This is a genomic window from Lacisediminihabitans sp., from assembly GCF_043726815.1.
Taxonomy (GTDB): Bacteria; Actinomycetota; Actinomycetes; order Actinomycetales; family Microbacteriaceae; genus Lacisediminihabitans.
In genome coordinates this window covers 21,859-47,941 of the sequence record NZ_JAYSJZ010000116.1, presented here as the reverse complement: position 1 = coordinate 47,941, position 26,083 = coordinate 21,859, and the positions used below count along the sequence as shown (strand labels likewise).

At 68.0% G+C, this 26,083-nt stretch carries 30 protein-coding genes; 18 read left to right on the top strand and 12 right to left on the bottom strand.

Going from position 1 to position 26,083, the window contains the following annotated elements:
- Window positions 1–308: 308 nt before the first annotated feature.
- Complete coding sequence (locus ACHZD8_RS17395) at window positions 309–1,262, bottom strand: AraC family transcriptional regulator (protein ID WP_394771689.1); 954 nt, start codon at window positions 1,260–1,262, stop codon at window positions 309–311.
- A 422-nt stretch (window positions 1,263–1,684) separates the two neighbouring features.
- Between ACHZD8_RS17395 and ACHZD8_RS17390 the strand changes: the two genes are divergently transcribed.
- From ACHZD8_RS17390 to ACHZD8_RS17370, 5 genes are all read left to right on the top strand, one after another.
- Window positions 1,685–3,022: an ABC transporter substrate-binding protein gene (locus ACHZD8_RS17390; RefSeq protein WP_394771688.1), complete on the top strand. Its 1,338-nt coding sequence runs from the start codon at window positions 1,685–1,687 to the stop codon at window positions 3,020–3,022.
- Between the two features lie 81 nt (window positions 3,023–3,103).
- Window positions 3,104–4,042 (top strand): carbohydrate ABC transporter permease, encoded by a 939-nt coding sequence (locus ACHZD8_RS17385; RefSeq protein ID WP_394771687.1) that lies wholly within the window; start codon window positions 3,104–3,106, stop codon window positions 4,040–4,042.
- Entirely contained in the window at window positions 4,042–4,854 is an 813-nt protein-coding gene (locus ACHZD8_RS17380; RefSeq protein ID WP_394771686.1) for a carbohydrate ABC transporter permease, read from the top strand. The genes ACHZD8_RS17385 and ACHZD8_RS17380 overlap by 1 nt, the downstream gene beginning before the upstream one ends.
- Window positions 4,855–4,903: 49 nt before the next feature.
- Window positions 4,904–6,373, top strand: a complete 1,470-nt coding sequence (locus ACHZD8_RS17375; RefSeq protein WP_394771685.1) for a mannitol dehydrogenase family protein — start codon at window positions 4,904–4,906, stop codon at window positions 6,371–6,373.
- A gap of 25 nt (window positions 6,374–6,398) precedes the next feature.
- Window positions 6,399–7,403 carry an NAD(P)-dependent alcohol dehydrogenase gene (locus tag ACHZD8_RS17370; protein ID WP_394771684.1) on the top strand — a complete coding sequence of 335 codons (1,005 nt, stop codon included), beginning with the start codon at window positions 6,399–6,401 and terminating at the stop codon, window positions 7,401–7,403.
- A 26-nt stretch (window positions 7,404–7,429) separates the two neighbouring features.
- On the opposite strand, the gene ACHZD8_RS17365 is transcribed toward ACHZD8_RS17370, so the two are convergent.
- Complete coding sequence (locus tag ACHZD8_RS17365) at window positions 7,430–8,167, bottom strand: winged helix-turn-helix domain-containing protein (protein WP_394771683.1); 738 nt, start codon at window positions 8,165–8,167, stop codon at window positions 7,430–7,432.
- A gap of 328 nt (window positions 8,168–8,495) precedes the next feature.
- Window positions 8,496–9,128 (bottom strand): uracil phosphoribosyltransferase, encoded by a 633-nt coding sequence (gene upp / locus ACHZD8_RS17360; RefSeq protein ID WP_394771682.1) that lies wholly within the window; start codon window positions 9,126–9,128, stop codon window positions 8,496–8,498.
- Between the two features lie 86 nt (window positions 9,129–9,214).
- Between upp and ACHZD8_RS17355 the strand changes: the two genes are divergently transcribed.
- Complete coding sequence (locus ACHZD8_RS17355) at window positions 9,215–9,655, top strand: nucleoside deaminase (protein WP_147782065.1); 441 nt, start codon at window positions 9,215–9,217, stop codon at window positions 9,653–9,655.
- A gap of 3 nt (window positions 9,656–9,658) precedes the next feature.
- Here the strand turns inward: ACHZD8_RS17355 and ACHZD8_RS17350 are convergent, their stop codons facing one another.
- Window positions 9,659–10,354, bottom strand: coding sequence for a glutamine amidotransferase (locus ACHZD8_RS17350; RefSeq protein ID WP_394771681.1), 696 nt, complete (start codon window positions 10,352–10,354; stop codon window positions 9,659–9,661).
- 3 nt (window positions 10,355–10,357) lie between these two features.
- Complete coding sequence (locus tag ACHZD8_RS17345) at window positions 10,358–11,320, bottom strand: cation diffusion facilitator family transporter (protein ID WP_394771680.1); 963 nt, start codon at window positions 11,318–11,320, stop codon at window positions 10,358–10,360.
- 23 nt (window positions 11,321–11,343) lie between these two features.
- On the opposite strand from ACHZD8_RS17345, the gene proC reads away from it, so the two are divergent.
- The gene (gene proC, locus ACHZD8_RS17340; RefSeq protein WP_394771679.1) at window positions 11,344–12,168 is read left to right on the top strand and encodes a pyrroline-5-carboxylate reductase; all 825 of its coding nucleotides are present in this window, start codon (window positions 11,344–11,346) and stop codon (window positions 12,166–12,168) included.
- A 10-nt stretch (window positions 12,169–12,178) separates the two neighbouring features.
- On the opposite strand, the gene ACHZD8_RS17335 is transcribed toward proC, so the two are convergent.
- The gene (locus tag ACHZD8_RS17335; protein WP_394771678.1) at window positions 12,179–12,853 is read right to left on the bottom strand and encodes a potassium channel family protein; all 675 of its coding nucleotides are present in this window, start codon (window positions 12,851–12,853) and stop codon (window positions 12,179–12,181) included.
- On the bottom strand, window positions 12,846–14,270 hold the full coding sequence (locus tag ACHZD8_RS17330) for a TrkH family potassium uptake protein (protein ID WP_394771677.1): 1,425 nt from the start codon (window positions 14,268–14,270) through the stop codon (window positions 12,846–12,848). Before ACHZD8_RS17330 ends, ACHZD8_RS17335 begins: the two co-directional genes overlap by 8 nt.
- Window positions 14,271–14,357: 87 nt before the next feature.
- Between ACHZD8_RS17330 and ACHZD8_RS17325 the strand changes: the two genes are divergently transcribed.
- The 5 genes from ACHZD8_RS17325 to ACHZD8_RS17305 all read left to right on the top strand — a co-directional run bounded on the left by ACHZD8_RS17325 (window position 14,358) and on the right by ACHZD8_RS17305 (window position 16,127).
- Window positions 14,358–14,888 carry an ArsR/SmtB family transcription factor gene (locus ACHZD8_RS17325; protein WP_394771676.1) on the top strand — a complete coding sequence of 177 codons (531 nt, stop codon included), beginning with the start codon at window positions 14,358–14,360 and terminating at the stop codon, window positions 14,886–14,888.
- A 138-nt stretch (window positions 14,889–15,026) separates the two neighbouring features.
- The gene (locus ACHZD8_RS17320; protein ID WP_147781902.1) at window positions 15,027–15,221 is read left to right on the top strand and encodes a helix-turn-helix domain-containing protein; all 195 of its coding nucleotides are present in this window, start codon (window positions 15,027–15,029) and stop codon (window positions 15,219–15,221) included.
- A 133-nt stretch (window positions 15,222–15,354) separates the two neighbouring features.
- Window positions 15,355–15,453: a 30S ribosomal protein bS22 gene (locus tag ACHZD8_RS17315; RefSeq protein ID WP_003792170.1), complete on the top strand. Its 99-nt coding sequence runs from the start codon at window positions 15,355–15,357 to the stop codon at window positions 15,451–15,453.
- Window positions 15,454–15,557: 104 nt separating this feature from the next.
- Window positions 15,558–15,824, top strand: coding sequence for a glutaredoxin family protein (locus tag ACHZD8_RS17310; RefSeq protein WP_394771675.1), 267 nt, complete (start codon window positions 15,558–15,560; stop codon window positions 15,822–15,824).
- 3 nt (window positions 15,825–15,827) lie between these two features.
- Window positions 15,828–16,127 (top strand): Dabb family protein, encoded by a 300-nt coding sequence (locus ACHZD8_RS17305; RefSeq protein ID WP_394771674.1) that lies wholly within the window; start codon window positions 15,828–15,830, stop codon window positions 16,125–16,127.
- Here ACHZD8_RS17305 and ACHZD8_RS17300 read toward each other — a convergent pair.
- Together ACHZD8_RS17300 and aspS are read right to left on the bottom strand one after the other, a co-directional pair.
- Entirely contained in the window at window positions 16,124–16,699 is a 576-nt protein-coding gene (locus ACHZD8_RS17300) for a hypothetical protein (RefSeq protein ID WP_394771673.1), read from the bottom strand. The genes ACHZD8_RS17305 and ACHZD8_RS17300 overlap by 4 nt on opposite strands.
- A gap of 13 nt (window positions 16,700–16,712) precedes the next feature.
- Complete coding sequence (aspS, locus tag ACHZD8_RS17295) at window positions 16,713–18,041, bottom strand: aspartate--tRNA(Asn) ligase (protein WP_394771672.1); 1,329 nt, start codon at window positions 18,039–18,041, stop codon at window positions 16,713–16,715.
- Window positions 18,042–18,153: 112 nt separating this feature from the next.
- Here aspS and ACHZD8_RS17290 point away from each other — a divergent pair, with 112 nt between their 5' ends.
- From ACHZD8_RS17290 to ccsB, 5 genes are read left to right on the top strand one after another with little or no spacing between them, the layout of a single operon-like run.
- Window positions 18,154–18,792 (top strand): histidine phosphatase family protein, encoded by a 639-nt coding sequence (locus ACHZD8_RS17290; protein ID WP_394771671.1) that lies wholly within the window; start codon window positions 18,154–18,156, stop codon window positions 18,790–18,792.
- Window positions 18,789–19,382, top strand: a complete 594-nt coding sequence (locus tag ACHZD8_RS17285; RefSeq protein WP_394771670.1) for a TlpA family protein disulfide reductase — start codon at window positions 18,789–18,791, stop codon at window positions 19,380–19,382. The genes ACHZD8_RS17290 and ACHZD8_RS17285 overlap by 4 nt, the downstream gene beginning before the upstream one ends.
- Window positions 19,382–20,125: a cytochrome c biogenesis CcdA family protein gene (locus tag ACHZD8_RS17280; protein WP_394771669.1), complete on the top strand. Its 744-nt coding sequence runs from the start codon at window positions 19,382–19,384 to the stop codon at window positions 20,123–20,125. The genes ACHZD8_RS17285 and ACHZD8_RS17280 overlap by 1 nt, the downstream gene beginning before the upstream one ends.
- Entirely contained in the window at window positions 20,109–21,809 is a 1,701-nt protein-coding gene (locus ACHZD8_RS17275; protein WP_394771668.1) for a cytochrome c biogenesis protein ResB, read from the top strand. The genes ACHZD8_RS17280 and ACHZD8_RS17275 overlap by 17 nt, the downstream gene beginning before the upstream one ends.
- On the top strand, window positions 21,806–22,786 hold the full coding sequence (gene ccsB, locus ACHZD8_RS17270; RefSeq protein WP_394771667.1) for a c-type cytochrome biogenesis protein CcsB: 981 nt from the start codon (window positions 21,806–21,808) through the stop codon (window positions 22,784–22,786). Before ACHZD8_RS17275 ends, ccsB begins: the two co-directional genes overlap by 4 nt.
- A 337-nt stretch (window positions 22,787–23,123) precedes the next feature.
- On the opposite strand, the gene ACHZD8_RS17265 is transcribed toward ccsB, so the two are convergent.
- The 3 genes from ACHZD8_RS17265 to ACHZD8_RS17255 form a co-directional block, all read right to left on the bottom strand.
- Window positions 23,124–23,576: a MarR family winged helix-turn-helix transcriptional regulator gene (locus tag ACHZD8_RS17265; protein WP_394771666.1), complete on the bottom strand. Its 453-nt coding sequence runs from the start codon at window positions 23,574–23,576 to the stop codon at window positions 23,124–23,126.
- A 60-nt stretch (window positions 23,577–23,636) separates the two neighbouring features.
- The gene (locus tag ACHZD8_RS17260) at window positions 23,637–24,668 is read right to left on the bottom strand and encodes an LLM class flavin-dependent oxidoreductase (RefSeq protein ID WP_394771665.1); all 1,032 of its coding nucleotides are present in this window, start codon (window positions 24,666–24,668) and stop codon (window positions 23,637–23,639) included.
- A gap of 90 nt (window positions 24,669–24,758) precedes the next feature.
- On the bottom strand, window positions 24,759–25,739 hold the full coding sequence (locus ACHZD8_RS17255; RefSeq protein WP_394771664.1) for an o-succinylbenzoate synthase: 981 nt from the start codon (window positions 25,737–25,739) through the stop codon (window positions 24,759–24,761).
- A gap of 41 nt (window positions 25,740–25,780) precedes the next feature.
- Here ACHZD8_RS17255 and ACHZD8_RS17250 point away from each other — a divergent pair, with 41 nt between their 5' ends.
- A complete protein-coding gene (locus ACHZD8_RS17250; protein ID WP_394771663.1) occupies window positions 25,781–26,083 on the top strand; it encodes a hypothetical protein in 303 nt (100 codons plus the stop codon).

The window sequence follows — 26,083 nt, the reverse complement described above, 5'->3', positions numbered from 1 at the left end:
AAACCGACCCTCTCCCTTGCACCAAGAGTGTCCTGCAATCACATTCCGCAGAAGCTGCCACAGCAAACAACTTCTGCTCTTGAACTATATAACGGTGAGATAACGGAGCGCTAGTTATCAAACCGTTATTTTCCTAAGAATCTTGTGAGAGCCATCCGGGCGCCGAATTCCGGGCCGTCCCGCGCCGACGCCTCCCGCCTTCCCCCACGGCGGTTGTTCCCGTCCGACAGGATTGGGCCGTGGCGAGCGGGCACAATCGCGTCGAAGGGGAACAGTCGCGGGACGGGACGAGCCGGGCCGCGGGGCGGTCAGGAATGGGCGTGCTCGACCAGCCGGTTGGCGGTGTCGAGGCCGAGGCGCGGGGACATTCCGCTCGGCCGCTCTGCGTCGTCGAGGTTGCGGTATTCCCGGGGGGTCATGCCCACCTCGGCGAGGAACTGCCGGTTGAAGTTGGCGAGGTTGCTGTACCCCACTTCGGCGCAGATCGCCGAGACCGGCAGCTCCGAGGTCGCGAGCAGCCGGCAGGCGTTGGCGATGCGAAGCTTCTTCACGGTGTCGCTGAAGGTGAGCCCGCTCGCCCGCTTGAAGTACTTGGAAAAGGTGGGTTCCGACATGAGGGCGAGGTGCGCGGCCTCGGACATCCGGATGCGGTCGTTCAGGTTCGCGAAGATGTAGGCAAGGCCCGCCTCGACCGCCGCCTTGCCTTCCCGCCCCTCCGAGGCGGAGAACCAGGCCCGGGTCACGAGCATCTTCTCGTGCTCAGGCGCGTGGGTGAGGGTGGCCAGCAGGGCGAACAGGTGGGACAGTCGCCGGGAACCGGAGGTCTGCCCGACGAGCTCGATCTGCTCGGCGGCGTCGAGCGCGGTTTGTCCCCCGAAGATGATTCCCATCTGCGAGAGCCCGAGCAGCTCACGAACCGCGCTGAGCTCGGGCAGCACGCCGATGCAGCGCTCCAGCCACTCGGCGTCGAACTGCACCACGGCGTCCCGGCCGAGGATCACCTCGTCGGGCTCGAGGTCGCTCATCCAGTCGTGGGGGAGCTCGGATCCGATCATGGCGACCTGGCCCGGCCCGAAGGCCCCGATCTGGTCGCCGATGATGTAGCTGCCGGTGCCCTTCCTGATGAGGTGGATCTCGTATTCCGGGTGGTAGTTCCAGCGGGCGATCTCGCTCGGGTAGTCGTGTTCGAGCCAGCGGAACGACTCGCCGGGGAGCAGCGGAATCACCTCGCGAGCGGCGGGCCGGTCGATCCACCTGCTCACCCGGTTGGGCGCCTCGTGCGGCTTCGGTAACGGTTTTATCACGTCGTTGTGTCCTGTCCAAAACGTGGGGCGAGCGGGATTCCGCGGGCCTCCGGCGGGAGTCTCCCGCCAATCCGGCATTTATCGGGCCGAGACGGGGCGCGGGGGGCTCGGCAATTGTTGCCGTCGGCCCCGGCACGTCGACCGGCTTGGAAAGAAAGTATCAGAAGCGCAGAGCGTACGGACTGTTTCTCTCGATCCGTGGCGAATAGCTTTCAATCGCGGGCCACAGCACGAACGCTCGAAATCCGCACCAAGGACGCGCGGCTGGCCACTGCGCTCGCGCCGGGTCCCGGCGCGTTTCTGCACGATTCTGCACACCCCTTCCGTCGGGTCACACCCGCACGGGGCACCACGAAAGCAACGAAAACAAAGGAGTTCCAATGCTTGTCAAGAAACGCCTGTTGATCCTGGGGGCGGGCCTGGTGGTCACCACCCTCGCACTCAGCGGATGCGCGGGGGCCGGCGCGAAATCGCAGTCGGTCACGCTCACCCTCGCCACCGTGAACAACCCGCAGATGAAGGACATGGAGCAGCTCAAGGGCACCTTCGAGAAGGAGAACCCGGGCATCAAGGTCAACTTCGTGCAGATGGAGGAGGGCGACCTCCGCGCCGCGGTCACCGCCGATGTGGCCTCGGGCGCCGGCCAGTACGACGTGGTCACCGTCGGAGCCTACGAGGTTCCGCAGTGGGGCGCCCAGGGCTGGTTGAAGGACCTCACCTCGACGCTGAAGAACGACAAGTCCTACGACGTGGGCGATATCCTGCCGCCCGTGCGCGACGCCCTCTCGGTCGACGGCAAGCAGTACGCGGTGCCGTTCTACGGTGAGTCGTCCATCCTCATGTACAACAAGGAGATGTTCGCCAACGCGGGCCTCACCATCTCGGATCACCCGACCTGGCAGGAGGTCGCGGCCGACGCGAAGGCCCTCAACACGCCGGACCACGCGGGCATCTGCCTTCGCGGAAAGCCGGGCTGGGGTGACCTGTTCGCGCCGTTGACCACCGTCGTGCAGACCTTCGGTGGCGCCTGGTACGACTCCAAGTGGAAGGCGCAGGTCAACTCCCCCGCGTTCGTCGAGGGCGTCAACTTCTACGTCGACCTGCTCAAGACGGCCGGCGAGAAGGACCCGGTCTCGAACAGCTTCACCGAGTGCCTCAACCAGTTGAGCGCCGGCAAGGTGGCCATGTGGTACGACGCCTCGGTGGCGGCATCCATCCTCGAAGACCCGAAGACCTCGAAGGTGGCCGGCAAGATGGGCTACGTGCACGCTCCGGTCTACAAGACCAAGGAATCCGGATGGCTGTGGTCCTGGAACCTCGCCGTTCCGAAGACCTCGAAGAATGCCGACGCCGCGGAGAAGTTCGTGAAGTGGGCGACGAGCAAGGACTACCAGCAGCTCGTGGGCAAGACCCTCGGCTGGACCCGCGTGCCGCCGGGGGCCCGCACCTCCACCTACTCGATCCCCGAGTACAAGGAGGCCGCCAAGGCCTTCGCGCCGATCACCCTCGACGTGATGAACTCGGTCAACCCGAAGCAGCCCGGCCTCAAGCCGCAGCCGTGGGTGGGCATCCAGTACGTGACCATCCCCGAGTTCCAGGACGTAGGCAACCAGGTCGCGCAGCTCGTCGCCGACGCGATCGCCGGACGCACCACGGTGAAGGACGCCCTCGACAAGGGCCAGGACATCGCCCAGGCCGCCGGCGACAAACAGAAATAATCGCACCGCGATCGTGAGTCCCGGGGCCGGACGCATCTGCCGGCCGGCCCCGGGCCCCACCTCAACGACGAGGGAATGGCTATGACAACGACAATCGAAGTCCCCACCGCATCTCAGGTGCATCGGGCCACCCAGGCCGGGATCGCCTTCAAGAAGAAGGCCAGGGCGTCCCGGGCACTCGTGCTTCCGGCACTCGTCTTCTCCGTGATCCTCACCCAGGTGCCCTTCCTGGTCACCATCTACTTCTCGCTGCTCAACTGGAACCAGCTGCGGCCGAGCGAGATCAAGTTCGCCTGGTTCAAGAACTACGCCGTGGTCTTCACCGGCCCCGACTTTCTGCCGTCGCTGTTCGCGACCGTGGTGATCACCGGCTCGTCGGTGATCCTCTCCCTGCTGCTCGGCCTGTTCTTCGCGGTGCTACTCGACCGCAAGTTCGTGGGCCGCGGCCTCGCCCGCACCCTGATGATCACGCCGTTCCTGGTGATGCCCGCCGCGGCGGCCCTCATCTGGAAGTGGTCGCTGCTCGACGTCAACGTCGGCATGGTCAACTGGGGACTTCACCTGTTCGGCCTTCCGGCGATCGCCTGGAACACCGACCTGCCGGTGGTCACCATCATCATGATGCTCACCTGGCAGTACACGCCGTTCATGATGCTCATCCTGCTCGCCGGCCTGCAGAGCCAGAGCCGCGAGGTGCTCGAGGCCGCCTCGGTCGACGGCGCGGGCCCGTGGCGAACCTTCCAGTGGATGACCCTCCCGCACCTGCGCCAATACATCGAGATCGCGACGCTGCTCGGCTCGATCATGCTGCTGCAGGCCTTCGACCCCATCGCCATCATGACAAAGGGCACCGGCGGCACGAAGACGCTGTCGTACCTGCTCTACGAGCGGGCCTTCATCGGCCTCGATGTCGGACAGGCCGCCGCGTTCGGCGTCGTGACCGTGGCCGTGACCATCGGGGTGGCGACGATCGCCCTCCGCACGCTGTTCAAGGTATTCATCAATGGAGGAGAGCGCTGATGCGCAAGATCCGTTCCACTCTCATCACGGCGGCCACCTGGGTGCTCGTGGCGATGTTCTTCTTTCCGATCGCCTGGATGGTGTTCACGAGCCTCAAGACCGAGGGCGACGCGGCATCCATCCCGCCCAAGTTCATCGCCGCGCTGAGCTTCGACCAGTACGCCATCGTCTTCAACCGGGGGATGGGCTCGTACCTGCTCAACTCGCTCACCGCGAGCGTCGGCTCCACCCTGCTCGTGCTGCTGCTGGCCATTCCGGCGGCGTACGCGCTCAGCATCCGGCCGATCAAGAGGGTGCAGGATGTGCTCTTCTTCTTCATCTCCACCCGCTTCCTGCCGGCCGCGGCGTCGATCCTGCCCGTGTTCTTCATCCTCAAGACCATCGGGGCGCTCGACAACATCACGGCGCTCGGGCTGCTCTACGCCGCCATGAACCTGCCGATCGCGGTGTGGATGATGAGGTCGTTCTTCAACGAGGTGCCCCTGGAGATCGTGGAGGCCGCCCAGATCGACGGCGCCAACCTGCGCACGGAGCTCGTGAGAGTGGTGCTGCCGATCCTGTTGCCCGGCATCGCCGCCGTGGCCCTGATCTGCTTCATCTTCTCGTGGAACGAGTACTTCCTCGCCACCCTGCTCACCACCTTCCAGGCGCGCACCACCCCGCCGTTCCTCGCGAGCTTCGTGGACGGGCGCGGGCAGTTCCTCGCCGTGCTCTCCGCCGCGTCGACCCTCGCGGTGCTGCCGGTGATCATCGCCGGCTGGGTCGCCCAGAAGCAGCTCGTGCGCGGCCTCGCCATGGGTGCCGTCAAGTAAGCCCGTCTCCCGGTCGACAACTCGCCCCCAACAGGAAGCACGCTCCGCCATGACCAGACTCAGTGCCGAAACGCTGTCCAGCCTCCCTCCGACCGTCGCCCGGCCCGGATACGACAGGTCCACGCTCACCGCGGGCATCGTCCACATCGGGGTCGGCGGCTTCCATCGCGCCCACCAGGCCGTTGCGCTCGACCGGCTGATGAACGCCGGCCTCGCCTTCGACTGGGCGATCTGCGGGGTCGGGCTACTCGAGCCGGACCGGCGGATGAAGCAGGTCTTCGACGATCAGGACTGCCTGTACACGGTGGTGCTGAAGCACGCTGATGGCCGCCGGGAGCCGCAGGTGATCGGCAGCATTGTGGACTACCTGTTCGCCCCCGACGATCCGGAGGCCGTGATCGAGAAGATGGCGAGCCCGGAGATCCGCATCGTGTCTCTCACCATCACCGAGGGCGGGTACAACTTCGACCGGGTGACCGGCGAGTTCGACCAGACCACCCCGGGCATCGTGGCGGACCTGCGCGACGGGGCCCTGCCGACGACCGCGTTCGGCTTCGTCACGGAGGCGCTGCGTCGCCGCCGGGACCGCGGCCAGCCGGCGTTCACCGTGCAGTCCTGCGACAACATCCAGTCCAACGGCGACATGGCCAAGCGCATGTTCACCGCGTACGCGCGACTGAAGGATGCCGAGCTCGGCGCCTGGATCGAGGCGAACGTGCACTTCCCCAACGCGATGGTCGACCGGATCACCCCGGTCACCTCCGCCGAGGACATCGCCGAGACGGCCGAGCTGATCGGGCTCGACGACGCGTGGCCGGTGGTCTGCGAACCGTTCTTCCAGTGGGTGATCGAGGACGACTTCAGCCTCGGCCGTCCGCCGTACGAGCGGGTGGACGTGCAGCTCGTGCACGACGTCGAGCCCTACGAGTACATGAAGCTGCGCCTGCTCAACTCGTGCCACCAGGGCATGTGCTACTTCGGCTTCCTGGGCGGTTATCGCTACGCGCACGAGGCGACCGCCGACCCCGCCATCTCTGCATTCCTCACCAGGTATATGGACAACGAGGCGACCCCGACCCTGCGGCCGGTGCCCGGCATCGACCTCGAGGCGTACAAGCTCTCCCTCATCGAGCGCTTCTCCAATCCGGAGGTTCGGGACACTCTGGCGCGGCTGTGCGCCGAGTCGTCGGACCGCATCCCGAAGTGGCTCGTTCCCGTGATTCGCGACCAGCTGGCGAGTGGCGGTGAGATCGTCTGCGGGGCGGCCATTATCGCCAGCTGGGCGCGTTATGCGGAGGGAGTCGACGAGCAGGGCGAACCCATCGACGTGGTCGATCCGCTGCGCGACGAACTGATGGCAATTGCCGGAACCCAGCGCGAGAACCCGCTTGCCTTCATCCAGAATCGTCAGCTCTTCGGCGACCTCGCCGACGACGAACGGTTCACCACCGCCTACCTGGACGCGCTCACCTCCCTGTTCGAGCGCGGGGCGCTCGCCACGGTTCGCTCGTACTCCTGACACCCTCCAGACGAAAGGACCCATCATGGCCAACCCGAGCGCGGTTCTGCATGCCCAGGAAGACCTCCGGATCGAGGACCGCCCGGTGCCGGTGCCGGCCGCCGGCCAGGTGCTGGTGGAGGTGGGAGCGGTGGGAATCTGCGGCTCGGACGTGCACTACTTCGAGCACGGCCGCATCGGCCGCTATGTGGTCGACGCCCCGATGGTGATCGGACACGAGTCGGCCGGAGTGATCGTGGGGGCGGGGGAGGGCGTGGATCCCGCCCGCCTCGGCGAGCAGGTGGCGTTGGAGCCCGGCGTGCCCGACCGCACCTGTGCCGAGTGCCTGGCCGGTCGGTACAACCTGTGCCCGAACGTCGTCTTCTTCGCGACTCCTCCCTTCGACGGATCGATCAGCCGCTTCGTGGCGATCGACCAGTTCTTCGCGCACCCGGCGCCGGCCCCGCTCACCGTGGAGCAGGCGGCCATGGCCGAGCCGGTGTCGGTGGGGGTGTGGGCGGCCCGCAAGGCGCGGGTGGGCCCAGGCGACCGGGTGCTCGTCACCGGGGCAGGCCCCATCGGGCTGTTCGCGGCCCAGGTCGCCCGCGCCTTCGGCGCCCGGAGCGTGACCGTCACCGACATCAGCGAGTTCCGCCTCGGGGTGGCCAGCGACCTCGGGCTCACCGCACTGTCCGCGAGCGAGCAGCTCACCGACGAGTTCGACGTGCTGCTCGAGTGCTCCGGGGCCCCGGCCGCCCTCCGCGGCGGGATGAACGCCCTCGCGCCGGCCGGACGGGTGGTGCTGGTGGGGATGGGGGCGGACACCGTGAGCATCGACGTCCCCCTCGTGCAGGGCAGGGAGCTCACCATTTCGGGGATCTTCCGCTACGCGAACACCTATCCGCTCGCCCTCTCCCTGATCGCCTCGGGGGCGGTCGATACCGACCGGGTCATCACGCACCGCTTCGGTCTCGAACAGACCGAGCTCGCCCTGACGCTCGCCCGCCGCGACACGCGGTCGCTCAAGGCCGTCGTGCTGCCGTCGGCCTGAGCGGCGTCCCTCGCCGGGCGGCGGGCCTAGAAGATGTCCGGGCTCGGCGTGGAGGTGTGGCGGATCGACACGTCGGCGTGACGGTCGAAGCGGTAGCCGACCCCGCGCACGGTGCGCACGATGTCCTCGTACGCGCCGAGCTTGGAGCGGAGTCGACGCACGTGCACGTCGATCGTGCGCTCGTTGGGGGCGTCGTCGTCGCCGACCGACCAGAGCGAGGCGATGAGCTCGGCGCGTTCGATCGTGCGGCCCTCGCGCAGCACGAGGTACTGCAGCAGCTCGAACTCCTTGTAGGTGAGGGCGGCGGTCTCGTCGTCGAGCACGAGGCGCTTGCGGGAGAGGTCGATCACGACGCCGCCGCGCTCCTTCTCGGTCGCCTCCGGCTGCTGGCGGTGCTTGGCCAGGGCCGACGGGTCCTGCAGGGCGAGGCGCACGACCTCGACGTCCCGGCCGCCGGCGCCCTGCGGGGCGAGGGCGACGGCCGCGTAGGTCTCCGAGCTCGGCACGAGTTCCGCGGTGAGCCTGCGGAGGGCCTCGACGATCCGGCCGAGGTCCGTGCCGGCCTCGGCGGCCTTGAGTTCGTCCACCCCGACGTAGAGCACGAAGCCGCGGGCCTCGGTTCCGGTCGGCACGGCGCGGATGCGGGGCGACTCCGTCGCGGCCGGCGCGGCCGGGGCGGAGACGGGGGCCACCGGGGTGAGCCGGCGCGAGGACGGCTGGGGGGCGGTGAGCGGGTGCGCGAGATCGAAAGTAGCAAGAGACATGGTCGAATTCCTTGGGAGTGGTGAAGGGCCTCTAATGATGAGGGTGTGATCCTTCGGGATACTTCAGGTACTGCTGGCAAGGACGTCGCCCGTTATGAGGAGCGGACATCCCGGAGTTCCTGCCCCGCTACAGGGCCGAACTCGACAAGGAGTGGCTGATTAAGCACACATTCGACAACACATGACGATGCCGACCGGCATCATCATGCCGGCAGCCCTGGGAGCCGCGAAGGCAGTCAGGTCATGCGCGTTCATAGTCATGTAGCAACTATCTTGCATGGGCCGCCGGAAAGTCAAGCCCGCGGCGGTGTGGACGCGCGTTTCACGCCTAGACGGTGCCGTAAAGCCGATCTCCTGCGTCCCCGAGTCCGGGCACGATGTACCCCACCTCGTTGAGCCGCTCGTCGAGGGCCCCGAGCACGATGGTGACGTCCCTGCCCTCCATCGCCTTCTCCACCGCGGCGAGGCCCTCCGGCGCCGCGATGAGGCACACGGCCGTGACATCCACCGCCCCGCGGGCGAGGAGAAAGTCGATGGCCGCGATGAGGGAACCGCCAGTGGCGAGCATCGGGTCGAGCACGAAGCACTGGCGGTTCGAGAGGTCCTCGGGCAGGCGCTCCGCGTAGGTGGTGGGCTGAAGCGTCTCCTCGTCGCGCACCATGCCGAGGAAGCCGACCTCGGCCGTGGGGATGAGCTTTACCATGCCCTCGAGCATGCCCAGGCCGGCGCGCAGGATCGGCACGACGAGCGGCCGCGGCTGGCTGATCGCGAACCCGGTGGCCGTGGCGACGGGGGTCTCGACGGTGACGGTCTCGACCCGAACCCCGCGGGTGGCCTCGTACGCGAGCAGGGTCATCAGCTCTTCGGCGAGGGCCCGGAAGGTGGGCGACGGGGTGTTCTTGTCGCGCAGCACGGTGAGCTTGTGGGTGACGAGAGGGTGGTCGGCAACGTGGACTCGCATAGGCTCAATCTAGCTTGTCGGCCCATGGCGTCGGCGTACGGTTCGGGAGGTTCGTGGTGGCGGTGCCCGCGCTGTACACCGAGCGGATGCTCGAGGCCGTCGCGAGCGCGAGGCTGGCCCTGGAGCACGGCGACGTTCCGGTCGCGGCCATCGTGCTCGACGCGGACGGCACCCCGATCGGCGCCGGGCGCAACGAGCGCGAGCTGAGGCAGGATCCGACCGCCCACGCCGAGATCCTCGCCCTGCGCCAGGCGGCCGAGGCGCGGGGCGACTGGCATCTCACCGGCACGACCCTGGTCGTGACGCTCGAGCCCTGCCCGATGTGCGCCGGGGCGATTCTCGCGGCCCGCGTGCCCGTGGTGGTCTTCGGGGCCTGGGACGAGAAGGCGGGGGCGGCAGGATCGGTCTACGACCTGCTGCGGGATCGCCGGCTGCCGCACCGCGCAGAGGTCTACGGCGGCGTGGAGGAGGAGGCGTGCGCGGAGCTGCTCACCGACTTCTTCCGGGCGGCGCGCACGGAACTCTGACCGTCAGGGCTGCAGCGCGAGCCACTCCCCGAACATCGCGATCGATGCCCGCTCCATGGCCTCGCCGTGCATCGCGGCCTGGGCCCGAAGATCGTCCGGGTCGATGCCGTGGCGTTCGAGCTCGGTGAGCCCGTCGACGATCCACTCCTCGTACATCGCGCCGGTGAGCTCCGGATGGAACTGCACGGCGAGCGCGCGGTCTCCGAGGCTCCAGGCCTCGTTGCTGTACTCGGCCGAGCTGGCCAGCCGGGTGGCGCCGGACGGCAACCCGAAGGTGTCACCGTGCCACTGCATCATGGGCACGCCGGCCACGTGGCGCAGGGGCGAATCGAGACCGGCATCCGTGGGGCGCACGTCGCGGAATCCGATCTCCACCGTCTTGCCCTTGCGCACGGTCTCGCCGAGGGCCTCGGCCATCATCTGTGCGCCGAGGCAGATGCCCAGGGTCGCGCGCTCGGAGTCGAGCCGGCGCTCGAGGAAGGCGAGCTCGCGGGCGATGAACGGATGCGCATCCTTCTCGTAGACGCCCATGTCGCCGCCGAGCACGACCACCAGCGGGGCATCAGCCGCCTCGGCCGGCAGGTCTTCGCTGGTCACGTCCACGTAGTGCACCTCGTAGTCGTTCGCGAGCAGCACGGGCTCGAGGTTGCCCAGATGGGCGATCGGCAGGTGCCGGATGACGAGCGCGACCCGGGCCATGGCCTAGTCCGCCGCCTTGATGATGATCGCCTCGGTGGAGGGGTTGCCCTCGCCGGGAGCGACGTAGACGTCCGGTTCGATGTAGATCACCCGGGCGATGGGCACCGCCGCGCGCACTCTCGCCTCGAGCGCGTTGATGGCCGTGGCCACATCCGCGAGCTTCTTCTTGCCGGAGAACGCGATCTTCGCCGCGACGAGCATCTCGTCCGGGCCGAGGTAGAGCGTCTTCATGTGGATCAGGGCCTCGACCTCGTCGTCGGCGTTGATGGCGTCCCTGATGCGCTCGACGTCGGCGACGCTCGCACCCTCGCCGACGAGCAGGGTCTTGGTCTCCATGCCCAGAATGATAGCGACCAGCACGAGCAGAACGCCGATGGCCAGGGTGCCGATCGCATCGAACAGTCCGTTGCCGGTCACGATCGTGAGAAGCACGCCGAGGAAGGCGAACACGAGCCCGGTGAGGGCCGCGACGTCCTCGAGCAGCACGACGGGGAGCTCCGGCGCCTTGGAGTGGCGGATGAAGGCGACCCAGCTCTGCGTGCCGCGGGTGTGGTTCGACTCGCGCACCGCGGTGCGCAGCGAGAACGATTCGGCGATCATCGCCACGATCAGCACCACCACCGGCAGCCAGGCGTTCTCGAGCGCGTGCGGGTGCTGCAGCTTGTCGAAGCCCTCGTAGAGCGAGAAGACTCCGCCGACGCTGAACAGGATTATCGACACGACGAACGCGTAGACGTAGCGTTCGCGTCCGAAGCCGAACGGATGCTGCTGGTCGGCCTTCTTCATCGATCGCCGACCGCCGCGCAGCAGCAGGATCTGGTTACCGGTGTCGGCGAGGGAGTGCACGCCCTCGGCGAGCAGCGAGCTCGAGCCGGAGAACGCCCACGCCGCGAACTTGGTCACGGCGATGGCGAGGTTGGCGAGCAAAGCCGCGATGATCGCCCGGTTGCTGCCCTGTGTGCTCATGCGGTCAATCCTAGGATGGTGGGATGAGTACCCTCCCGACCATCGCCATTCTCGGAGCCGGTTCGATGGGCGGGGCGATCCTCTCCGGGCTGCTCGCGCCGTCCGTGACCGTGACCGGCCGCATCCGCGTCACCAACCGCACGGAGGAGAAGGCCGCCGCGCTGCGGTCGCCCGGGGTGACGTCCCTCGCCCTCGAGAGCACCCCCGAGGGCAACCTGGACGCGGTTCGCGGCGCCCGGGTCGTGCTGGTGGGAGTGAAGCCGGCGATGGTGGCGGACCTGCTGCGCGAGATCGCGCCGGCCCTGGCGCCCGACGCCATCGTGGTGAGCGTGGCCGCCGGAGTGACGACGGCCACGATGGAGGCGATCGTGCCCGGTGTGGTGCTGCGGGCGATGCCCAACACCCCGGCCGTCGTCGGACGCGGAGTCACCGGGCTCAGCGCGGGCTCCCGCTCGAGCGCGGACGACCTGGCGATCGCCCGCGCCGTGTTCGAGACCGTGGGCGAGGTGCTCGAAATCGACGAGAGCCGCATCGATGCGCTCAGCACCATCTCGGGATCCGGGCCGGCCTACGTGTTCTACCTGATCGAGCAGCTCACCGCCACGGCGGTGGGGATGGGATTCACCGAGGAGGAGGCCGCCACCATGGTGAACGGCACCTTCCTCGGGGCCGCGGAGCTGCTCGCGGCCTCCGGCGAGAAGCCGGCCGAACTGCGCCGACGGGTCACCAGCCCCAAGGGCACCACCGAGCGCGCGATCGTCGAACTCGAGGCGGCAGACCTGCGTGCCGTCTTCGACCGTGCGACCGCCGCAGCCCTGGCGCGGGCCCGGGAGCTCGCCGCCGGCTAGCGAGCGGCGGTCAGTCCTTCTGGAGCTTGGCGAAGCTCTCGATGCTGGCCGAGTCACCGCTCACGATGATCAGGTCGTGCTCGGCGACGATCGTCTCCGGGGCCGCGTAGGTGAACTCCTGGCCGGGTGACTTCACACCGAGCACGGTGATCCCGTACTTGCGGCGTACCGCTGACTCGGCGAGTGTCACTCCGAAGAGCTGCCGGGGCGGGTGCATCTTCACGATGGCGAAGTCGTCGTCGAATTCGATGAAGTCGAGCATGCGGCCGGACACGAGGTGGGCCACGCGCTCGCCGGCCTCCGCCTCCGGGTAGATCACGTGGTTGGCGCCGATGCGGGTGAGGATCGTGCCATGCGACTTGCTGATCGCCTTCGCCCAGATCTGCGGGATACCGAGGTCCACCAGGTTCGCCGTGATGAGCACGCTCGCCTCGATCGACGACCCGACCGCGACCACGGCGATGGAGAAGTCCTGCGCGCCGATCTGGCGCAGCGCATCGATGTTGCGGGCATCCGCCTGAACCGCGTGGGTCGCGATCTCCGACCAGGCCTGAACGAGCTGCGCGTCGTCGTCGATCACGAGAACATCGCGGTCGAGGCGGGTGAGCTCGCCCGCCGTGGCGGCGCCGAACCGGCCGAGGCCGATCACGAGCACGGCCGCATCGGCCGGAATGGTCTCAGCCAACGATGGGCCTCTCTTCTGCTCTGCGGAACAGCTGTCGCTGTGTTCGTGCCGCGAGCGCCGCGGCGAGAGTCACTGTACCAACGCGGCCGAGGAACATCGTGGTCGCGAGCACGTAGACGGCGGGGTCCGGCAGTTGCCCGATCAACCCGGTGGAGAGACCGCAGGTGGCGAAGGCCGAGATCACGTCGAACAGCACGAGATCCAGGGGCGCGCCGGTGACTTGAAGGATCACGGCGGTGGCGACCGCGACGGTGGTCGCGCCCCAGAGCGTCACGCTCACGGCGACGCGAAGCACGTCGGTGGGGATGCGGCGTTCGAAGGCCTCCATCTCGCTGTGGCCGCGTGCCTCGGCGACGGCGGCGAGGAACAGGATGGCGAGTGTCGTGACCTTGATGCCACCGGCGGTGGACCCCGAGCCGCCCCCGATGAACATGAGCATGTCGGTAACGAGCAGGCTCGAGCCGTTCAGCTGGGAGATGTCCACGGTCGAGAAGCCGCCCGACCTGGTCATCACGGACAGGAACAACGACTGGAGAACGCGCTGGCCGGCATCCATCTGCCCGAAGGTGGCCGGGTTGCCGAACTCGAGGGCGAAGTAGGCGATGGCGCCGAGGGCGAGCAGGATGCCCGAGGTGACGAGGGTCAGCTTGACGTGCAGTGACCACCGCTTCGGACGGCGCAGGTTGCGGGACAGCACGTAGATCACGGGAAAGCCGATGCTGCCGAGCACGACTCCCACCATGATCACGCCGAGGAACCAGACATCTTCGCTGAAGGGCGCGAGGCCGTTCGGACTGAGCACGAAGCCGGTGTTGGTGAAGGCCATCGCCGAGAAGTAGACGGACTGCCAGAGGGCGTCCGGAAGCGAGATGCCCTGGAGCAGGATGCGGGGCAGCAGCAGAACCGCGATCGCCGCCTCGATCACCACGGTGCTGATGGCGACCGTGGCCAGCAGGCCGCCGATCTCGCTCAGTCGCACGGCCTGTCCCTCCGCGACCGCCCCTCGCTGGATGCGCAGGGGGTTGCTGTCGCTCGCGGCCATGAGCTTGGCGCGCAGCCCGAGCTTGCGGGAGATGACGAGGCCGAGGATGGAGGCGAGGGTGAGCGCGCCGATGCCGCCGATCTCCACGCCGAGCAGGATGATGCCGTGGCCGACCGGGGACCAGAAGGTGGCCATGTCCACGGTGGCGAGACCGGTGACGCAGATCACTGAGACCGCGGTGAACACCGCGTCGGCGAGGGGGGTCGGCGAGGACCCGGCCCGGGAGACGGGCAGCGAGAGCAGCAGCGTGAAGGCGACGATGAGCAGGAAGAAGACGCCGATGGCGAACCTGGCCGGAAACGCCGATGCGAAATCGCCCACGGCGTTGAGTGCGCGCGCGACAACGCCGACCCGCGAAACGGACCTGATGGCCATCTGGTCCCCCGCCCTCCGTGCCGCACGCCGAGACCTGCGCAACGGATGTCATGGTACTACCCGCTCGTCGCCCGCTAACCTGAGGGAATGGCTGACATCTTTGACGTGGTTGCTGACCCGACCCGACGCGACCTCCTCCAGGTGCTCCTCGACCGCTACGTCACCTCCGACTCGGATTCCGGCGAAATCAGCGTCGGCGAGATCGTGGAGAAGATGGGGCTGAGCCAGCCGACGGTGTCGAAGCACCTCAAGGTGCTGCGGGACCACGGGCTCGTGACCGTTCGCGAGGAGGGGCAGCACCGCTACTACAGCGTCGACACGAGCCCGCTCGAAGAACTCGAGGACTGGCTGATTCCGTTTCTCAGCGCGGACTTCGACAACGACTCGGAGGCCGCGGCCTCCACCGTGTTCGCGGCGTGGTCGGGAGTGCAGGTTCCCGAGCCATTCCGGCGTGCGGCGGACACGCTGCAGCATCCGGCGGACGCGGGCACCGCGGTGGGCCGCGCCGCCGCCGCCGCGTCGTTCCAGGCCCGCACCGCCCTGCAGGACGCCTCCCACGAGGTCGAACGACGGGTGATCGAGCCGATCAAGAAGAAGCTCGGTCGCAACGACAAATAGTCGACGGCCGGCAAAGATCGCCGGACTGTTGCCGCCGAGACCCAATAGCCCCTACAGTTACGATCTAGCACTCCAGTAACACCCGTTGCGAGTGCGCACGTTCCCAATCCCGCTGGAACACAAAGGGGCACAGCCGAAATGACACGCGATCTCTCCGAGGTGCGCTTTCTCACGGTGGCCGAGGTCGCCGACATGATGCGCGTCTCGAAGATGACCGTCTATCGTCTCGTGCACTCCGGTGAGCTCCCCGCCATCCGCTTCGGCCGGTCCTTCCGCGTGCCGGAGTCGGCGGTCGTCGCGGCGGTAGACTCGCACATCGCGGACGTCGGCTGAGCCGCTCCCAGGGCAGCGGTTCGCCAGGGCCGCGGCATGCGGGTAGAATGGCCCGAGGCAATTTTTCCGCGGTTCTGAACGGGCGCGGGCGTCTGTTCGCGAAAAGTAGAAGCCAGAAATTTATGAGGTGCGTATGGGTTCAGTAATCAAGAAGCGTCGCAAGCGCATGGCGAAGAAGAAGCATCGCAAGCTGCTTCGCAAGACTCGTCATCAGCGTCGCAACAAGAAGTAGAGCACTCCAGCGAGTGACCTGCACAACATGAGCGCCAGACCCGAGTGGTCTGGCGTTTCTTGTGCGTGCCCTTCGGCTGCCGGTGCGGGCACTACTCTGGAGACGTGTCCACCGCGGTCCTGACCCTCATCCGCAAGCCGGGGTGTCACCTCTGCGACACGGCCCGCGAGGTGATCGACGCCGTCGTTCTCGAACTCGCCTCGAACGGGTCGGCTCCCGCCATCCACGTCGACGAGCTGTCGATCCTCGACGACCCGGACCTCCTGGCCCGGTACGAGGACGAGGTCCCCGTGCTGCTGCTCAACGGCCGAGTGCACAACATCTGGCGCGTCGACCCCGATCGGCTCCGTGCCGCCATCCTGGAGGCTTAGAGAATGCTCAAACACGTCGTGTGCTGGAAGATCGTGGATGCGGACAGCATCGAGTCGCTCGACGTGATCGGCAAGATCGAGGACGGCCTCCGCGCCCTCGTGGGGACGGTGCCGTCCATCCGCGCCCTCGACGTCGGTCCGAGCGTTCTGACCGGACCCAACCACTGGGATCTCGCCCTCATCGTCGACTTCGACAACGAGGCGGGCCTCGAGGAGTACCAGGTGCATCCCGCCCACCAGAAGTTGGGGGCCTACATCCGCTCCGTCGTGAGTGAGCAGGCCACCGTGGACTTCATCGCCTAAACCTCGCGAAGCTTCGCGGCGGCTTCGGCCTCGGCGCGCGAGTCGTAGACCGGCTCGTCGAGCACGTAGGCGAGAGTCTCGTCCGGGTCGACGAGCAGCAGGTCGGTGGGCTCATCGGCGGCCTGGAAGTCCGCAGAGACGAGTGGTTCGTTGTTCAGGTGCACCGTGAGGATTCCGCTGCGGGTCTCGAGCGACGGCACCTCGAGGGCACTGATCGGCCGGCCGCCGGCCCGCTCCAGCAGCGCGAAGACGGCCTCGCCGACTCCCTTGCCCGCGGAGAGGAAGGCCTTCTCGTCCACCACGGTGTAGTCGTAGCGGGTGCGCACGGTGAAGGTGAGTTCGTCCGGCGTCTCGGACTCGTCCTCGTCGTCGTCCTCGTACAGCTCGTCGAGTGCGTCGCCATACGCCGCGACGGCCTCCCAGAGCTGGCGGTCCACCTCGACCGCCGCGTCATCCTGGTCCTTCTCGGTCTCGAGAAGCTTGATGTGGCGCTCGAGGATGCCGAGGAGCTCGAGGCCCGCCGCCACTGCCGTCTTCCTGCTGTCTGGTGATCCGTTTTCCATGATGGTCACGGTAGCAGTCCGGCTACGGCAGAAGTCGCGTGGGACCGCGGAAGAGGTAGGTGACCTCGCGCAGGTTCGCCTGGTGCAGCAGGAGCATCATCACGCGGCTGAGCCCCATGCCGAAGCCGCCGTGCGGCGGCACCCCGTAGCGGAAGAAGTCGATGTAGAAGTCGAGCTCCTCCGGGTCGAGTCCCTTGTCGCGAGCCTGGGCCTCGAGCACCTCCACGCGATGCTCGCGCTGGGCGCCGGTGGAGATCTCCACCCCGTTGAAGATGAGGTCATAGCTCCGGGTGAGGCCCGGGTCGTCGTCGTGGCGCATGTGATAGAACGGCCGGATGCTCGAGGCGTAGTCGGTGAGGAAGACGAACTCGTGGCCGAAGGTCTCGAGCACGTAGGCGGAGATCTGGCGCTCGCCCTCCGGGTCCATGTCGTCGTCGTGGCGGGGAACCTCGTAGCCGCGCTCGGCGACGATGCGCTTGGCCTCGGCGAGCGGGATGCGCGGGAACGGCGTGGACGGAATCGTCACCTCCACGTCGAAGAGGGCCTTGATGGCGTCGCCGTGCTTCTCCTTGACGGCGGTGAGGCCTGCGACCAGCAGGTTCTCGTGCATGGTCATCACGTCCTCGTGGCTGTCGATCCAGCTGATCTCGGCGTCGACGCTCGTGAACTCGGTGGCATGGCGGCTCGTGAAGCTCGGGTCGGCGCGGAAGGCCGGTCCCACCTCGAAGACCTTGCCGAAGCCGGCTGGCTGAGCCATCTGCTTGAAGAACTGGGGGCTCTGCGCGAGGAACGCCTTGCCCTCGAAGTACTTGACCTCGAAGAGCTCCGCCTTGGACTCGCTGGCGCTCGCCATGAGCTTCGGCGTGTGGATCTCGATGAAGTCGTTGTCGTTCCAGTAGCCGCGCAGCGCGTGTTCGAAGGTGGTCTGCACGCGGGCGATCAGGTTCTGCTCCGGGCGACGAAGGTCGAGGAAGCGCCAGTCCATGCGCTTGTCGATGCTCGAGTCGACCGCGATCGGGGTCTCGGCGATCGCGACGGAGGCGATGCGGAGGGAGTCGAGCTTGACCTCGACGCCGCCGAGCTTCACGCGCTCGTCGTGCTTGAGCTCGCCCGTCGCGGTGAGGAAGGTGCCCTGGCTGAGGCCGGAGATGGTGTCGGCGAGTTCGTCGTCGAGGGGCGACCCGTCTTCGCCGAAGGCCCGGGGATGCACGAGCTGCACCGCGCCGGACTCGTCGCGCAACACGACGAACTGCACCTTCTTCTGGTCCCTCACCGTCTCGACCCAGCCGGAGACACTCACGGGGCCGTCATTTGCTGCGGCAAGGTTCTTGATCAGGGTGCGTTCGCTCACGGTCACCGAGTTTAGCCCGGATGCCCGAACCGGCCGATCGCGGCGTCGAGGGGGCCGGGGCTCGGGCACACTCACGGGAATCTGGCAGCGAAGCAAAACGTAGACTGGGGCGGTGGCAGCAACCCAGATTCACCTCGTCCGTCACGGCGAGGTGTACAACCCCGAGGGAATCCTCTACGGACGCCTCCCCGGCTACCACCTCTCGGAGCTCGGCAAGAAGATGGCCGCGGCCGCCGCCGCCGGACTGAGCGGGCATCCGATCGTCGGGCTCTACGCGAGCCCCCTGCTGCGAGCCCAGGAGTCCGCCAAGCCGTGGGCCGACGCGTTCGGGCTCGAGATCGTCACCGACGAGCGGCTCATCGAGCCGTTCAACAAGTTCGAGGGCGGAAGCTTCGAGTTCGGCCCGGCCGTGCTCGGCAAGCCGCGGGTGTGGCCCTGGATCGTCAACCCGTTCAAGCCGAGCTGGGGAGAGCCGTACGTGAGCGTCGCCGCGCGCATGCTCGCCGCGATGGACGACGCCTGGAACTCGGCGGACGGCGGCGAGGTCGTGATGGTGAGCCACCAGATGCCCATCGTGATGGTGCAGCGCACCCTCGCCGGCCAGAAGCTCTTCCACGACCCGCGCAAGCGCCGCTGCCGACTCTCGAGCATCACCACGGTCGAGAAGCGCGGCGACCGTTTCGTGGAGGTGGGCTACCGGGACCCGGCCGCCGACCTGCTCGCTCGGTCGATCGACCTGGGAGCGGTATGAGGCGCGCGGCCGTCGTCGCGCTCTCCGTGGCGGCGACTCTCCTCCTCGCGGGGTGCACGTCCACCGACAAGCTCGCGGTCGACTACGGCAGCGGAGCCGGAACCAGCTACACGGACGACTCCGGCGCCCCCGTGATCGTGAAGGCGTCCGACCGGGCGAAGGCCATCACCTTCACGTCCAAGGACGAGACAGGCGCGGCGGTGTCGATGGCCGACTACCTCGGCAAGGTCGTGGTGGTCAACTTCTGGTACGCGGGATGCGCCCCCTGCCGCGCGGAGGCGCCCATCCTCAACACGCTGCACGCGAAATACGCGCCGCAGGGCGTCGCCTTCCTCGGCGTGAACACCGTGGACCAGGCGGCCACCGCCCGATCGTTCGAGCAGCAGTACAAGGTGCAGTACCCCTCGGCGATGGATGTCGACAGCGGCTCGGTGCGCATCGCCTTCGCCGGGGCGATCGCCCCGACGGCCACCCCCACCACCTACGTGATCGACACGAAGGGGCGCATCGCCGCGCGCATCGTCGGCCAGCTGGAGTCGGCGTCCATCCTCAACACCCTTCTCTCCGACGCCCTGGCCGAGAGCAAGTAGTGCAGAACCCGATCTCGCAGCTCGTCTTCGGCGGCAACCTCGCCTTCGCCCTGCCGATCGCCCTGCTCGCCGGCATCATCGCGTTCGCGTCGCCCTGCGTGCTCCCGCTCGTGCCCGGCTACCTCGCCTACATCGGCGGGTTCGCGGCAACGAAGGAGAAGAACGGTCGTGGCCGCCTCGTTCTCGGCGTCGGCCTGTTCGTGCTCGGCTTCAGCGTGGTGTTCATCGCGCTCAACGTGCTTTTCGCGGCCGCCGGCACCCTGCTCATCCCGTGGATCGACCTCATCACGCGCATCGCCGGGGTGCTGCTGATCGTGATGGGGCTCGTCTTCATCGGGCAGTTCAGCTTTCTGCAGCGCACCTTCAAACCGGAGTGGCGCACCACGACCGGCCTCGGCGGGGCGCCGCTGCTCGGCGTGGTGTTCGGTCTCGGCTGGTCGCCGTGCCTCGGCCCGACGCTCGCCGCGGTGTCCCTGCTCAGCGCGGACAGCGGCAGCGTATGGCGTGGCCTGCTGCTCGGCGTGTTCTACTGCCTCGGCCTCGGCATCCCGTTCCTGCTCGTGGCCTTCGGACTCAACTGGGTCACCGGAAGTGTGGCCTGGCTCAAGCGCCACATCCGCCTGATCAACATCATCGGCGGCTCGCTCCTCATCGCGATCGGAACACTCATGGTCACCGGCGTCTGGCGCATCCTGGTCTCCGACCTGCAGGCGGTGATCTCGAGCTTTGTCCCGGCCCTCTGATCACATCGACTCACCGGCGCCGCGCCCCCGGGGCGACGACGTTGCGCAGCCCAGGCTCGGCCCGATCGGCTACCTGCGGTTCTTCTGGCGCCAGCTCACGAGCATGCGCACCGCGCTGTTCCTGCTGCTGCTGCTGGCCATCGCCGCGGTTCCCGGCTCGCTCTTCCCCCAGCGCAGCTCGGACCCCAACGGCGTGACGCTGTACTTCACCACCAACAAGGCGCTCGCTCCGGTTCTCGACAAGCTCCAGCTCTTCGACGTCTATACCTCGGCCTGGTTCTCGGCCATCTACCTGCTGCTGTTCATCTCGCTGATCGGCTGCGTGATCCCGCGCACGATCTTCCACCTGAAGGCGCTCGCGTCCGCGCCGCCCAGGACCCCGGCCAGGCTCGACCGGCTCGGGGCGTTCCGGGCGTTCGAGGTCGCGCCCGACCAGACGGATTCCGCGGGTGCGCCGATCACGGCGGCGTCGGCGACCGAGGCGGCGCGCGCGATGCTGCGCGGCTCCGGCTATCGCGTGCGGCTGTTCGACGGCCCGGCGTCCTCGGCCGGCGGGAGCCTGTCGGTGACGGCCGAGCGGGGCTACCTGCGGGAGACCGGCAACCTCGTCTTCCACATCGCGCTGATCGGGATCCTGCTCTCGGTGGGCATCGGGGGAGGCTTCGGCTACACGGGGCAGAAGGTGCTCGTGACCGGCCAGGCGTTCGCCAACGTGCGGCTCACCTACGACTCGTTCAGCCCCGGGCGCTTCTTCACCGACTCGGCCCTCGTGCCCTACCGGCTCATCCTCGACAAGTTCTCGGCCAAGTACGAGGAGCAGAACCGGAACGCCTACGGGCAGCCGATCGACTACACGGCGAACGTCACCACCTACGACGCGGCCGGCACGGCCACGAAAGAGGTGATCAAGGTGAACGACCCGCTGCGCATCGGTGGAAACGAGATCTACCTGCTCGGCAACGGTTACGCGCCCTCGATCACGGTTCGTGACCCGAAGGGCAAGGTCGTGTTCTCGGAGTCCGTGCCCTTCCTGGCCCAGGACGCCAACCTCACCTCCATCGGCATCGTCAAGATCCCGGACGGACTCTCCAGCCAGGTGGGGATGCGCGGCTTCTTCTACCCGACCGCGGCCAAGAACGAGGCGGGCACCTTCTCGTCCACCCATCCGGACCTGCGGAATCCCATGCTCTCCCTGGTGCTCTACACTGGGGATCTCGGCATCAACCAGGGCACCCCCAAGTCGGTCTACTCGCTCGACAGCGACACGATGACCGAGGTCGCCGGACCAGGGGCCGCCTCCGGCACGGGCGCACTGCGGCTCACCCCCGGGCAGACGGCTCAGATTCCCGGCGGACTCGGCTCGATCACCTTCGACAACGCGGCGCCCAAGTCGGATGCCGCCGACCTCGAGAAGAGCGTGCCGCGATTCGCCTCGTTCGACGTGCACCGCGACCCGACCCAGGGCTGGGTGCTGTTCTTCGCCATCTGCGTGCTGCTCGGACTGCTCACCTCGCTCTTCATTCCGCGCCGCCGCGTGTGGGTGAAGGTCATCGAGCAGGACGGCGGCCGGCTGCGGCTCGAATACGCGGGACTCGCCCGCGGGGAGGACCCGGGGCTCGAGTCGGCGGTGGCGGAGATCGCCGAGCGGCACTCCCAGCGCCTCGGGCTTAGGCTGACATCGTGACCGAACAACTGGCATCCTTCTCGCTCGTCGCGATCTACTCCGCGATGGCCGTCTACCTCTTCGCGTTCATCGCGTTCACGCTCGACCTGGCCAAGCGTTCCGCGGAGACTCCGGCGGCCGTGACGGCCGCGCCGGCGGCGCGGGTCGGCCAGCTTTCGAGCGCTGGCGGCACCGCCACCCTCGAGCGCCCGGCGGCACCGGTTCCGCCCACGGTCCAGCGCCGGTCCGGTCGTTTCGAGCGGGTCGCCTACGCGCTCACCATCCTCGGCTGGCTCCTGCACGTGGCGGGAACCGTGCTGCGCGGAGTCGCCGCGCACCGCGTGCCGTGGGCAAACATGTTCGAGTTCAGCCTCACGGCATCCGCCATCATCGTCGGCGTCTTCATCGTCGTGCAGGTGTGGCAGGACCTGCGCTTCCTCGGCGCGTACATCACCGGCTTCGCGCTGATCGTTCTCGGCTTCGGCACCGTCGGCTTCTACGTGAGCGTCGTGCCGCTTCCGCCGGCCCTGCAGTCATACTGGCTCGTGATCCACGTCTTCGTGGCCACCCTCGGCACCGCCTTCTTCGCGATCGGCGCCGGGCTCTCGCTCGTGCAGCTGATCCAGTCGAGGCGCGAGGCGAACAAGTTCGCCGGCCTCAAGTTCCTCGACACGGTTCCGGGCTCGGTCGCCCTCGAAAACCTGGCCTATCGCGTGATCGTGGTCGGCTTCGTCTTCTGGACGTTCACCCTCATGGCCGGCGCGATCTGGGCCGAGCACGCGTGGGGCCGGTACTGGGGCTGGGACACGAAGGAGGTCTGGACCTTCATCATCTGGACGATCTTCGCCGGCTACATCCACGCCAGGGCGACGCGCGGATGGCGCGGCTCACGCTCGGCATGGCTCGCGATCATCGGCTTCTCCGCCGTGATGTTCAACTTCACGATCGTCAACCTCTTCTTCAAGGGACTGCACGCGTACAGCGGCCTGATGTCCTAGCTGTACCGCCCAGGGACGTCGGGCGCGGGTTGTGCAGGACGGAGCCGCCGTCCCCGGGCGCCCACCCCGCAGACTCCAGTTGTGCAGGACGGGTTGTGCAGGACGGCTCGGGCGGATAGCAAGGACGATCGGTGCAGAACCAACGGGAGTGTCCTGCAGACCGGGACCGTTCGGGTCGCCACACCCTGCCGTGTCCTGCACGACCTGTCTTTCCTGAGCTGTCGTGCTCAGGCTGTCCTGTACAGGGTGTCCTGCAGAACCAGAGTCTGCGGGGTGGGCACCCACGCCTGCCGGCACCGTCCTGCAGAACACGGCCCGACCGACGCGGTGCCCGAGGTCACCGCGCCGTCGGCGCGATGGCGTCCGCGCAGGCGGCGAGGTCCTTGCGCAGCTTCACGCGGCGCTTCTCGGGGATGGCGGAGATCATCCGCTTCTCCACCTTGCGCACGGACTCCGCGGCGGCGTGCAGCTGCGCGCGTCCCTCTGGCGTGAGCTGGGTGGGTCTGGCCCAGCCGGTGGCCACGGTGTCCGGGCGGGTCACGAGCCCGCGCTGCTGCAGGCCGCGGAGCACGAGGTTCATCGACTGGCGGCTGACGAAGGCGCCGCGGCCCAGCTCGGCGTTGGACAGGCCGGGATGCCGGCCGAGCAGCTCGAGGCAGGAGAACTGCGCGACGGTGAGGTCGAACGGGCGCAGCACCTCTTCGGTCGCGAGGTGCAGCGCCTTGGCCGACTGCTTGAGCACGTAGCCCAGCGACTCGGTGAGATGGCCCACCCGATCCTGTTCCTTCATGTCAACATTCTGACACGTCGGGGTGCGGCGACCGGGAGGCCGACCAGCCGGGTGAGTCGCTCAGGCGAGCAGTTCGCGCACCCGGGGGGCGACGACCGTGCCGTAGAGCTCGATGCTCGACATGAGCTTCTCGTGCGCGAGCGTGCCGTTCGAGTACTTGAGGTCGAACCGGTCGAGGCCGAGGGCCCTCGCGGTACCGGCGATCTTCTGCGCGACGGTCTCTGGTGAGCCGACGTAGAGCGATCCGGTGTCCGCCTCCTGTTCGAAGGACTCGCGGGTCATCGGGCCCCAGCCGCGCTCCTTGCCGATGCGGCCGACCATCTCCGAGTGGTGGGGCCAGAGCTCCTCGCGGGCCTGCTCGTCGGTCTCGGCGATGTGGCCGGGCGAGTGGACGCCGATCTTCGGGGTGGGCTGCCCGAACTGGGCGAGGGCGCGGTGGAACAGGTCGACGTACGGCGCGAAGCGGGCGGGCTCTCCGCCGATGATGGCGAGCATGAGGTTGAAGCCGTAGCGGGCGGTGCGCACGACGGACTCCGGGCTGCCGCCCACGCCGATCCAGGTGGGGAGCAGTCCGTTCTCCACGGTGGGAAAGACCGACTTGTCGACGACCGGCGAGCGGACCGTGCCCGACCAGTTCACCGGCTGCTGTTCGCGAACCGCGGCGAAGAGCTCCAGCTTCTCTTCGAAGAGCTGCTCGTACTGGGCGAGGTCGAGTCCGAAGAGCGGGAACGACTCGGTGAACGACCCGCGCCCGAGGATCACCTCGGCGCGACCGCTGGAGATGCCGTCGAGGGTCGCGAAGCGCTGGAACACCCGGATCGGGTCATCCGAACTCAGGACCGTGACGGCCGTGCCGACGTGGATTCGCTCGGTCTGGGCGGCGATGGCGGCCAGCACCACCTCGGGAGCGGACACAGCGAAGTCCTTGCGGTGATGCTCTCCGACGCCGATGTAGTCGAGTCCGACCCGGTCGGCGAGCACTCCCTGGGCCACGAGGTTGCGCAACACCTGGGCGTAGGGCACCGGGGTGCCGTCCACCTCATTCGTCACGTCGCCGAAGGTGTCGATGCCGAGTTCGAGCTGCTGCGCCATGGTGTTCTCCGAGGTCTTGTTGTATGCGAATGCATGGACATGAACATCGTCATGGGCAACGCTATTCCCGGCGGGCATCCGCCGGCGAGTCTAGGCCGGCAGAAGCGCGTAGCAGCGTTCCAGCCTGGCCGTCCACCAGGCGGTACGTACGGGGTCCGCGGCGTGCGCGTCGAGCAGGGCGAGGCTCGGCACCACGCGGCGCACGTCGATCGACCCGGCCACCGGCACGAGCGAGTCTTCGGTCACGTCCGAGGCCAGCAGGCTCACGGTCGCGAGTCCGCAGTCGTAGGCGAGTTCGGGCACGGCGGCGGCGAGGTACGCGCCCATCGAGATGCCCACGGAGGTCTCCAGGGCGCTCGAGACGACGACGGGGAGCCCGGCCTGCGCGGCGATGTCGAGGGCGCGGCGAATGCCACCGAGGGGCTGCGCCTTGATCACGAGCAGATCCGCGGCCTTCGCCCGTGCCACCTCGAGCGGATCGCTCGACTTGCGCACGCTCTCGTCGGCGGCGATCGGCATGCCCATGTACTTGACCCGCGTGCGGATGTCGGCGAGCTCGTCCACGGTCGGGCAGGGCTGTTCGACGTATTCCAGGTCGTACGGCGCGATGGCATGGATGGCGTGCTCGGCCTCATCCACGTTCCAGCCGCCGTTCGCGTCCAACCGGATGCGCCCCTCTGGGCCCAGGTACTTACGGGCCGCGGCGACCCGGGCCACGTCGTCGGCGAGCGTCTGGCCGGGTTCCGCCACCTTCACCTTGATGGTGCGGCAGCCGGGAAAACGGTCGAGGACGGCGGCGACGTCCTGGGCGGCGACGGCGGGAAGCGTGGCATTCACGCGGATGCTGCTGCGGAAGATCGCCGGCGCCGGGGTCCAGCCGAAGTCGATCGCCGCCGCGAGCCAGGCCGACGACTCCTCGTCGTCGTATTCGAGGAACGGCGAAAACTCGGTCCACCCGGCCGGCCCCTCGAAGAGCATGACCTCCCTCGTGTCGATCCCGCGAAACCTCGAAGTCAGTGGCAGGGAGACGACGCGCGCGGTGGAAAGGATGTCAGACAGCGTCGGCAGCATGTGCCCAGTCTGCACCCCCCGGCGTGCCTTAGTCTGGGCGCATGTCGACCGAGTCGTTCGAGTGGGCCAGGCGGCAGTGGCCCGGGCTGGCCGCGTTCGCGCTCGTGGTGCTGCTCATCGCGGTGGAGGCGGTCGCGGTGTCGATCGGCTCGACCGGACAGTGGACCACCGCGACCGTGCTCGCGTGGACCGTCATCGCGCTGACGATCGTCTCCTTTCTCGGCGGACTCGCGGCGGTCGTGCTGCGCCGCGGGCGGCGGTGGGGTGCCGTGGCGGCGATCCTGAGTGTCGTAGCGAATCCGCTCGTGCTCGTCTGGCTGTTCCGCGCCCTGGGCAACTCGTAG

What these genes read in the sequence shown, in the direction of transcription:
- ACHZD8_RS17390 (WP_394771688.1), top strand. Translation starts at nt 1,685, where the DNA reads ATGCTTGTCAAGAAACGCCTGTTGATCCTGGGGGCGGGCCTGGTGGTC.
- ACHZD8_RS17385 (WP_394771687.1), top strand. Translation starts at nt 3,104, where the DNA reads ATGACAACGACAATCGAAGTCCCCACCGCATCTCAGGTGCATCGGGCC.
- ACHZD8_RS17380 (WP_394771686.1), top strand. Translation starts at nt 4,042, where the DNA reads ATGCGCAAGATCCGTTCCACTCTCATCACGGCGGCCACCTGGGTGCTC.
- ACHZD8_RS17375 (WP_394771685.1), top strand. Translation starts at nt 4,904, where the DNA reads ATGACCAGACTCAGTGCCGAAACGCTGTCCAGCCTCCCTCCGACCGTC.
- ACHZD8_RS17370 (WP_394771684.1), top strand. Translation starts at nt 6,399, where the DNA reads ATGGCCAACCCGAGCGCGGTTCTGCATGCCCAGGAAGACCTCCGGATC.
- ACHZD8_RS17365 (WP_394771683.1), bottom strand. Translation starts at nt 8,167, where the DNA reads ATGTCTCTTGCTACTTTCGATCTCGCGCACCCGCTCACCGCCCCCCAG.
- upp (WP_394771682.1), bottom strand. Translation starts at nt 9,128, where the DNA reads ATGCGAGTCCACGTTGCCGACCACCCTCTCGTCACCCACAAGCTCACC.
- ACHZD8_RS17355 (WP_147782065.1), top strand. Translation starts at nt 9,215, where the DNA reads ATGCTCGAGGCCGTCGCGAGCGCGAGGCTGGCCCTGGAGCACGGCGAC.
- ACHZD8_RS17350 (WP_394771681.1), bottom strand. Translation starts at nt 10,354, where the DNA reads ATGGCCCGGGTCGCGCTCGTCATCCGGCACCTGCCGATCGCCCATCTG.
- ACHZD8_RS17345 (WP_394771680.1), bottom strand. Translation starts at nt 11,320, where the DNA reads ATGAGCACACAGGGCAGCAACCGGGCGATCATCGCGGCTTTGCTCGCC.
- proC (WP_394771679.1), top strand. Translation starts at nt 11,344, where the DNA reads ATGAGTACCCTCCCGACCATCGCCATTCTCGGAGCCGGTTCGATGGGC.
- ACHZD8_RS17330 (WP_394771677.1), bottom strand. Translation starts at nt 14,270, where the DNA reads ATGGCCATCAGGTCCGTTTCGCGGGTCGGCGTTGTCGCGCGCGCACTC.
- ACHZD8_RS17325 (WP_394771676.1), top strand. Translation starts at nt 14,358, where the DNA reads ATGGCTGACATCTTTGACGTGGTTGCTGACCCGACCCGACGCGACCTC.
- ACHZD8_RS17320 (WP_147781902.1), top strand. Translation starts at nt 15,027, where the DNA reads ATGACACGCGATCTCTCCGAGGTGCGCTTTCTCACGGTGGCCGAGGTC.
- ACHZD8_RS17315 (WP_003792170.1), top strand. Translation starts at nt 15,355, where the DNA reads ATGGGTTCAGTAATCAAGAAGCGTCGCAAGCGCATGGCGAAGAAGAAG.
- ACHZD8_RS17305 (WP_394771674.1), top strand. Translation starts at nt 15,828, where the DNA reads ATGCTCAAACACGTCGTGTGCTGGAAGATCGTGGATGCGGACAGCATC.
- ACHZD8_RS17285 (WP_394771670.1), top strand. Translation starts at nt 18,789, where the DNA reads ATGAGGCGCGCGGCCGTCGTCGCGCTCTCCGTGGCGGCGACTCTCCTC.
- ACHZD8_RS17265 (WP_394771666.1), bottom strand. Translation starts at nt 23,576, where the DNA reads ATGAAGGAACAGGATCGGGTGGGCCATCTCACCGAGTCGCTGGGCTAC.
- ACHZD8_RS17260 (WP_394771665.1), bottom strand. Translation starts at nt 24,668, where the DNA reads ATGGCGCAGCAGCTCGAACTCGGCATCGACACCTTCGGCGACGTGACG.
- ACHZD8_RS17255 (WP_394771664.1), bottom strand. Translation starts at nt 25,739, where the DNA reads ATGCTGCCGACGCTGTCTGACATCCTTTCCACCGCGCGCGTCGTCTCC.
- ACHZD8_RS17250 (WP_394771663.1), top strand. Translation starts at nt 25,781, where the DNA reads ATGTCGACCGAGTCGTTCGAGTGGGCCAGGCGGCAGTGGCCCGGGCTG.